The 7,155-nt window shown below is 65.7% G+C and carries 5 protein-coding genes and 1 tRNA gene; 3 read left to right on the top strand and 3 right to left on the bottom strand.

Annotation, left to right across the window (positions count from 1 at the left end; genetic code table 11):
- A partial coding sequence (locus Q1X76_RS05995; RefSeq protein WP_300718720.1) for a DNA methyltransferase occupies nucleotides 1-148 on the top strand: 148 nt, incomplete at its 5' end.
- A 327-nt stretch (nucleotides 149-475) separates the two neighbouring features.
- Here the strand turns inward: Q1X76_RS05995 and Q1X76_RS05990 are convergent.
- Nucleotides 476-552: transfer RNA gene (locus Q1X76_RS05990), tRNA-Glu, on the bottom strand.
- Nucleotides 553-1,140: 588 nt separating this feature from the next.
- A complete protein-coding gene (locus Q1X76_RS05985) occupies nucleotides 1,141-1,878 on the bottom strand; it encodes a sulfite exporter TauE/SafE family protein (protein ID WP_300718719.1) in 738 nt (245 codons plus the stop codon).
- A gap of 377 nt (nucleotides 1,879-2,255) precedes the next feature.
- On the opposite strand from Q1X76_RS05985, the gene Q1X76_RS05980 reads away from it, so the two are divergent.
- Together Q1X76_RS05980 and uvrC are read left to right on the top strand one after the other, a co-directional pair.
- Nucleotides 2,256-3,377 (top strand): radical SAM protein, encoded by a 1,122-nt coding sequence (locus Q1X76_RS05980; protein WP_300718718.1) that lies wholly within the window; start codon nucleotides 2,256-2,258, stop codon nucleotides 3,375-3,377.
- Between the two features lie 311 nt (nucleotides 3,378-3,688).
- Nucleotides 3,689-5,572 carry an excinuclease ABC subunit UvrC gene (gene uvrC, locus Q1X76_RS05975; protein ID WP_300718717.1) on the top strand — a complete coding sequence of 628 codons (1,884 nt, stop codon included), beginning with the start codon at nucleotides 3,689-3,691 and terminating at the stop codon, nucleotides 5,570-5,572.
- Nucleotides 5,573-5,587: 15 nt separating this feature from the next.
- On the opposite strand, the gene Q1X76_RS05970 is transcribed toward uvrC, so the two are convergent.
- Nucleotides 5,588-7,150: a tripartite tricarboxylate transporter permease gene (locus Q1X76_RS05970; RefSeq protein ID WP_300718716.1), complete on the bottom strand. Its 1,563-nt coding sequence runs from the start codon at nucleotides 7,148-7,150 to the stop codon at nucleotides 5,588-5,590.
- Nucleotides 7,151-7,155: the final 5 nt, after the last annotated feature.

Here is a 7,155-nt window from a genome sequence, read left to right as displayed (position 1 = left end):
CAGCGTACTTGATCCTTTCATGGGCGGCGGCAGTGTGGGCGAGGCATGCATCAAAACAGGCCGCAGCTATGTGGGGATGGAGTTGTCACGGGAATATTACGCGATCAGCCGTAACCGGTTGACAGCAAGCCTTGCAGAAAAAACATAGAACGACGAGAGCCGCGTCCAATATGAGGAAGGCGTGGGGGCCGTGTAAAAGCGGTACTCCCACGCCTCTTTAGATTAAGCAATTACCGTGCCAGGTACGAAAAAACGCCGAGCACCGTTCTCAAGTTGCGTGACGGAAATTCTCAAGTTGCGTGACAGCTCACAGCCCGCATGAAGGACGATGCGGCGCAGCCGTGCCGGCCTGCCAGCCGGCAATATTCCCGCATGAGAGATGCAGCCCCGTCTCGTGCCGTTCGGACACGCGCCGGGGCTGACGCCCGTAACGAAAAAAGGCACCTGCATTGCTGCAGATGCCTTGCTTCCTTGTTGGCGTCCCCAGGGGGATTTGAACCCCCGTCGACGGCGTGAAAGGCCGTTGTCCTGGGCCGGCTAGACGATAGGGACGCGTTGGATTTGTTTTAGATAGGCGAAAGGCGGTCCGAGGTCAAGCAAAATTTTCAAATCCCGTCATTTTTTTTGCCTGCCCGCTCCTCCTGCCTCTCAGACGGTCGTCCGCAGCCGAGCCTCCAGGCAGACACTCCCATGCCGGACCGGGGCGTATCAGCCCCAATTTTACATTTTACTTCAATATAGATAAAGACATCAGCCAGGTATGCCCGATGAAGGCTGCTGGCCGCATGCTCCCGGCTCATCTGAAAAAAGTGTGCCGGGAAAAGGAGGTGGGGGGAAGGGAAAAACCTCTCGTGCGGGCAGTGACCCAAGGGGGAGCCCGCAGGCCGTGCCCGTTGCGACGAAGGAAGCTACGGGCATCGACAGCAACGCGCGACCGAATGGCGGCCGCAGGCCGTGCCCGTTGCGACGAAGGAAGCTACGGGCATCGACAGCAACGCGCGACCGAATGGCGGCCGCAGGCCGTGCCCGTTGCGACGGAGGAAGCTACGGGCATCGACAGCAACGCAAAGGGCTTCCTTCCCCCTCACAACAAAACGTAGCCCTGAGCCTGGCCAAAGCGGACCGCCAGCGCCGGCTGGCCTACCAGAGGGAACGCACCAGGCAGACCACGCCGCAGATGGCGATGATGCCCAGCAGCACCCGCCGGAACAGCAGCACGTTGATGCGCTTCACCACGGGAAAGGCCGCCAGACTACCCAGCATCACGCCGGGCGTCCCGTAAACGGCCATGCCCAGCACATCGGGGGTGAAGAAGCCGTGCCACCATTGCAGCACCAGGGTGATGATGCCGCGCAGCATGAAGAAGACGCTCACCGTGCCCAGAAAGACGCGCGGTTCCCAGCCCACCGCCAGCCCGAAGGCGGCCATGGGCGGCCCGTCAAGGGCGATGCCCGTGCCCAGCAGCCCGGCGCCGAAACCGCAGGCCACGCCGGCGGGCTGCAGGCGGGCCCTGCCGCCGCGCGCCGTGCGCACGAAGAGCTGCCAGTAGACGAAGAACAGCAACAGCAGGCCCACGATGCCCTGCAACACGGCCCCGGAGCAGAGCTGCAGCAGATAGACCCCGGCGAAGGAACCGGGCACCGCGCCCAGCAGAAGCCAGGGCATGGCGTCGAAACGGCAGTAGCGCACATGCATGGCGATCATGCAGGCATCCTTGAAAAAGCAGACCAGACAGCTCAGGGGGATCAGGGCATGCATGGGGATGGCCAGAGCCAGGAAGGGAAAGGCGAACATGGTGCCGCCGATGCCGCTGACGCCGGACACGAAACCGCCGGCGAACCAGCAGCCGAACACAAAGATATCGATGGCATCAGGCATGGACATCCTCCCTCGATCTCACGGCTTCTCCTGAAGCCATGCCTCTTACAGGGCTTTACCGCTGACGGCAAGGGCGCAGCGTCCAGCCTCACCGGCGCGCTGTCCCTACCGGCCCGCCGCAGGTCATGGGGCGGCGGCACGGCACAGGGCGACGCTGCGCGGGACCGTGACGGCGGCCGTCCACCACACCGCCACGCAGGAGGACGGTCCCGGCAATGTCGCCTCGCAGGCCCAATGCCCCGCCGCCATGCAGGACGGGCAGCCCCGGCGTCTCCTGCCCCGCCGCATCGACCTTTTGCCCGGACCGTGCTATGCCGGGAAGACCGTCGCACAACCGGCGCCCGCCGTCCCGGCCCGCGCACAGCAGGAGAAGCTCCATGGCTCCCGAGGACTGTCTGAAAAAACTCTACATAGAACCCACAGCACGCTGCAATCTGCGCTGCACCATGTGCTTCCGCAACAGCTGGAAAGATGAAATCATCGGCGACATGCGGCCCGAGACCTTCCACCGGGCCATGGCCACCCTGCCGGACAGTGTGGAGACCGTCTTCTTCGGCGGCATGGGCGAGCCGCTGGTCCACCCGGACATCGTGGACATGGTGCGCACGGCGTCTTCCCTGGGCAGGCGCGTGGAACTGCTGAGCAACGGCACGCTGCTGGACGCACGGCGTACGGCCGAGCTGCTGGACGCCGGTCTGGACATGCTCTGGCTGTCCATCGACGCCCTGGACGACGGGCGCTATGCGCAGATCCGCCGGAACAGCCATCTGGCCCTGGTCAAGGAACATATCGTGGAGTTCAACCGCCAGCGCGCCCGGCTGGAGCGCCCTGTCCGTCTGGGCGTGGCCTTCGTGGTCATGAAGAGCAATGCCCACGAGCTGGCCCTGCTGCCCTATTTTTCCACCTATTACAAGATCAACGAGGTCAACATCTCCAACGTCATCCCCACCGACGAGCATACGGCCGCGGAGGTGCTCTACAATAATGTGGTGGACTGGGGCCTGGGCGATCCCGCGCCCATGGCCAGCTCGCCGCGCATCCACCTGCCGCTCATGGACTGGCAGGAGCCGGCCGCGCAGGAAGGGCTGCGCAGCCTGCTCTCCACCTCCATGTGCAGCGTCTACCTTTCGGGGCAGCGCGTCAGCCGGGCCGCCCGGCACTGCCGCTTCATCGACGAAGGCATGGCCTTCGTCAAATTCGACGGCCACGTCAGCCCCTGCATGTCCCTGCTGCGCAACGCCACGCTCTACTGGCGCCAAAAACAGCGCGAGACGCGCAGCCACTTTTTCGGCGATCTGGCGGAACAGGGGCTGGAGGAGATCTGGGCGCGGCCGGACTACGCCGACTTCCGCCGCCGTGTGCGCAACTTCGAGTTCTCGCCCTGCTATCGCTGCAGCCTGTGCGAGAACTGGGAACAGGGCCTCACCGATTGCTTCGGCAACGATGCCCCCACCTGCGGCGGCTGCCTCTGGTCCGAGGGCGTCATCAGCTGCCCGTAGGGACTGGCGGGCAGAGCTGCCGCTGCCCGGACCGTGTGGCGCATGTCGCCCGCAGGCCGCGCAGGCGATGGCCCGCCATGCCGGGCAGCTGACGTCACGGCGGGGCCTGCCCTGCGCTTCCCGGCATCCCCGTACAACAGGAGCGGCACCTTGCCTGCGCCACAGCGGGCGCCGCTCCCGCCGTCTTCCGCTCCCGCTTGCCGCCGCTGCCGCCTCTCCCGCACCGTAGCGGCAGGCCCTGCGGCCTCCTCCGGCCACGGGCGCCGCATCCCGCGCTTGCCCTGCTCCCCTCCCGTCTGTAGCATGGGGCCATGCAGAAGCCCGATCCCTCCTCCATCCCGCTCTCGCCCGGGGTCTATCTGTACAAGGACGCCCGGGGCCAGGTCATCTATGTGGGCAAGGCACGCATCCTGCGCCGCCGCGTACTCTCCTATTTCCGCCCCGAAGGTCTGCCCGCCAAGACCAAGGCCATGCTGGCCCACGCGCACGGCATCGAGTTCCTGACCACCACCACGGAAAAGGAAGCCCTGCTGCTGGAAGCCAGCCTGATCAAGAGATACCGGCCGCATTACAATATCGTGCTGCGCGACGACAAGCAGTATGTGCTCTTCCGGGTGAACATCAAACATCCCTTCCCCCGGCTGGAGGTGGTGCGCCGGGCCCGGCGCGACGGGGCGCGCTACTTCGGCCCCTTCACCTCCGCGCTGGCCGCCCGCGAGACCTGGAAACTGCTGCACCGGGCCTTCCCCCTGCGGCGCTGCTCGGACCGGGCCATGAAGAACCGCGTGCGGCCCTGCCTGTATCACCATATGGGCCAGTGCCCGGCTCCCTGCATGGGCCTTGTGACGGCGCAGGAGTATGCCGAGGGCGTGCGCCGTGTCTGCGATCTGTTGCAGGGCAAGGCCGCCCCGCTGCTGCGGGAGTTGCGCGACCGCATGGAAGCCGCCGCGGAAGCTCTGGAATTCGAGAAAGCCGCCGTGCTGCGCGACCAGATCCGCGCCGTGGAGCAGACCGTGGAACGGCAGGCCGCCGTACTGCCCGGCGGCGGCGATATGGACGTGCTGGGCCTGTTCCAGGCCGGGGGAGGGCTGGCCCTAGGGCTGGTCTTCGTGCGCGGCGGCGCCATGACCGACGGACGGGCCTTCTACTGGCCGGGCCTGAGCTTCGAGGACGCGCCGGAGCTGCTCTTTTCCTTCGTGGGCCAGTATTATGAGCAGCTCACCCCGCCACCGCGCATCCTGCTGCCCTGGCTGCCGCAGGGCACGGAAGAAGACGAGGAAGGCACCGGCGAAACGGCGGGGAACGGCGCGGACACGGAACGGCCCGATGAACGCGGCCTGCTGGAACAGGCCCTGTCCGAGCGGCGCGGCGGTCCGGTGCGGCTGGTGGCCCCGCAGAACCCTGCGGACAACCGGCTGGTGGACGTGGCCCAGTCCAATGCCCGCGAAGAGGCCCGACGCCGCGAAAAGCTGGCGGAAACGCCCCTGCAGGAACGTCTGGGGCGCGCCCTGCACCTGCCTGCCGCGCCCCGGCGCATCGAATGCGTGGACGTGTCCCATACCGGGGGCCGCCAGACCCGCGTGGGCATGGTGGTCTATGAGGACGGCCGCCCCAGCCCGGACCAGTACCGGGCCTATGCCATGCCCGACGGCGGCGACGATTACGGCACCCTTTATGCCTGGATATCCCGGCGGCTGGAAAGCGGCCCGCCCTGGCCGGACCTCCTGCTCATCGACGGCGGCCGCGGCCAGCTGGCCGTGGTGGAACGCGCCCTGCGCGACGCGGGCAAGCCGGAGTTCTTCCCGCTGGCGGCCATCGCCAAGGCCCGGGACGAGGAGGGACATGCCGACCGGCGCGCGGGCAATGTGGCGGACCGCATCTTCCTGCCCGGACGCAGCAATCCCCTGCCCCTGCGCGAAGGCTGCGCGGAGCTGCTCTTTTTGCAGAACGTGCGCGACGCCACCCACCGTTTCGCCATCGGCCGCCACCGCAAGGCCCGCGGCCAGGCCGCGCTTTCCGGCGAGCTCATGCGCCTGCCGGGCATCGGACCGGCCACGGCCCGCCTGCTCTGGGAGACCTTCGGCAGTCTGGAGGCCATGCGCGCCGCCAGCGTGGACGACCTACGCCGCCTGCCCGGCATCGGGGCCGCCCGGGCCGCCCTGCTGCACGGGAAGCTGCGTGGTCTGGAAGGCTGAAAAACACGGTGCGGATCAGTTTTCAGGCTCCTGCAGACTACTCGAACTCTCTCCCCGCTCCGCCTTGATCTTCTGCCAGAGCGACCAGCAGAAAAGCAGGACGGAAAGGATCAGCAGGAGGCAGGCCACAGGGCTTGTCAGGAAGATGGAGAAATCTCCGCCGCTCATGACGAGCGCCGTCCGCGTTTCTCTTTCAAAGATGGGGCCAAGGATGAAGGCCAGGACCATGGCGGAGACATTGAAGCCCAGCTTTTCAAGGATAAAAGCCATCCCGCCCAGCAGCACAAGGAGATAGATGGAAAAGATGTTGTAGTGTTCGATATAGACGCCGATGCCGCAAAAGACGATGACCAGGGGGAACAGGATGTTATAATTCATGCAGGAGAACAGCTTGCGCACCAGGGCCACGAACGGCAACGCGACGACGAATGCCCCCAGGATATCCGTCATGACAAAAAGGACGAAAAGACCATAGATCACCTGCGGGTGATCGTGCATGAGCATGGGCCCCGGGATCATCCCCTGCACCATGAACGCCCCGCCAAGTACAGCTGCGGCAACGCTCCCGGGGATGCCCAGAGTGACCAGCGGGATGAGCGAGGCCGCGGCGACGGCATTGTTGCCGGATTCGGGGGCCACGATCCCGCGTGGGTCCCCATGCCCGAAATCTTCCTTGTTCTTTGCCGCGCGGCGCGCTTCACCATAACAGACGAAAGCCGCCGGCGCGGCGCCGATGCCCGGCAGGGCGCCAAAAAACGAGCCCAGCAGCGACGAGCGCAACAGGTCCTTCCAGCAAAAGCGCAGATCCCGCAGACGATCCCGCCAGCCGTAGGGCTGGAGGGATGGCCTGTGTTCCGTACCCGTCTCCTGACGGTCCACATCGAGCTTCTCCCGGTTGACCTGTTCCAGTATCTCGGTAAAGGCCAGCATGGCGATGACGGCGACGACAAAAGGTATCCCGCTGTCAAGATCCGTGAGGTTGAAGACATAACGCCGGGTGGACAGGATGGGATCGAGGCCCACGGAAGCCAGCATCAGCCCCAGGATCACGGAAATGAAGCCCTTCCAGATGGCCAGACGGGACGTTCCCAGCAGGCCGATGACGGCTGTCAGTGAAAACAGCACGAGTGCCGCCGTTTCCGCCGGACCGATGCTCAGGGCCACACGGGCCAGGGGCGGTGCCGTGAAGATGAGCAGCAGGTTGCTGATGGTGCCGCCGATGACCGATGCCCAAAGGGCAAGCTCCAGAGCACGCTTTTGCTGTCCCTTCAGGGTCATGGGATAGGCATCCAGAACCGTCGCCGCCGCTTCGGGCGTCCCGGGGATATTGAACAGGGCCGCGGTGATGGAGCCGGCGTAGCAGCCTCCTTTGTAGCAGCCCATCATGGCGGCGATGGCAAAAAGCGGCGACATGGTGAAGGTGAACGGCAGGATGATGGCCATCCCCGTGACCCCCATCAGACCCGGTATGGCCCCGCAGACGACGCCGATGCCGTAGCCCAGCAGCGCGCCCAGGATGTTGGGGAGAGTGATGGCATATTGCGCCCCTGCCCAGAGATTGGCGATGATATCCAGCATATCCC

The organism is uncultured Desulfovibrio sp. (assembly GCF_949282365.1).
In the GTDB taxonomy this organism is placed as follows: domain Bacteria; phylum Desulfobacterota; class Desulfovibrionia; order Desulfovibrionales; family Desulfovibrionaceae; genus Desulfovibrio.
The sequence above is the reverse complement of the archived record's forward strand: the minus strand, read 5'-3'. Positions and strand labels throughout refer to the sequence as shown.